The sequence below is a fragment of the Janthinobacterium sp. GW823-FHT06H09 genome, from assembly GCF_058794735.1.
Genome location: NZ_JBXAHC010000041.1, coordinates 1 through 1,012, shown reverse-complemented (window position 1 = coordinate 1,012; position 1,012 = coordinate 1). Strand labels below are relative to the sequence as shown.

General features: G+C 49.2%; 1 tRNA gene and 1 rRNA gene. Both read left to right on the top strand.

Features of this window, described 5'->3' with window-relative positions:
- The first annotated feature begins 85 nt into the window (after positions 1-85).
- Positions 86-161 (top strand) — tRNA-Ala (locus tag AC1Q6X_RS27790).
- A gap of 245 nt (positions 162-406) precedes the next feature.
- Positions 407-1,012, top strand: a 23S ribosomal RNA gene (locus AC1Q6X_RS27785); the annotation flags it as partial.

Here is a 1,012-nt window from a genome sequence, read left to right as displayed (position 1 = left end):
GGCTGTAGCTCAGCTGGTTAGAGCACCGTGTTGATAACGCGGGGGTCGTTGGTTCGAGTCCAACCAGCCCTACCAGTAAGACCCGGGGGGATTAGCTCAGCTGGGAGAGCACCTGCTTTGCAAGCAGGGGGTCGTCGGTTCGATCCCGTCATCCTCCACCAAGTACTTTGAAAGTGCAAACGTAAGCCGGTCAGTGACTCAGGTTTAGGTTTGATCTTTTAGCGATCAAAGCTGTTTCGTTCTTTAACAATCTGGAAGAAGTAAAGATTATTTATTGATCGGTTTGCCGTAACAAGCGAATCGATGGGTAATGATTGTATGTATCAACAAACAAGCAACAACGTTGTACTTTCTTATCCCTGTAGCGCTCTTTGATTACCTCGGTGATCAGAGGCTAACGTTATAGGGACAAGCGAATAAGTGCACATGGTGGATGCCTTGGCGATTACAGGCGATGAAGGACGTAGTAGCTTGCGATAAGCTGCGGGGAGTGAGCAAACACACTTTGATCCGCAGATTTCCGAATGGGGCAACCCACCCTTTTAGGGTATTGCATACTGAATACATAGGTATGCAAGGCGAACGCGGCGAACTGAAACATCTAAGTAGCTGCAGGAAAAGAAATCAACCGAGATTCCCAAAGTAGCGGCGAGCGAAATGGGAAGAGCCTGTACGTGATAGTCGGACCGATAACAGAATCCTCTGGAAATAGGAGCCATAGCGGGTGATAGCCCCGTATGTGAAATCGGACCGGTGGTACTAAGCGTACGACAAGTAGGGCGGGACACGTGACATCCTGTCTGAATATGGGGGGACCATCCTCCAAGGCTAAATACTCGTAATCGACCGATAGTGAACCAGTACCGTGAGGGAAAGGCGAAAAGAACCCCGGAAGGGGAGTGAAATAGATCCTGAAACCGTGTGCATACAAACAGTAGGAGCGGACTTGTTCCGTGACTGCGTACCTTTTGTATAATGGGTCAGCGACTTACATTCAGTGGCAAGGTTAACC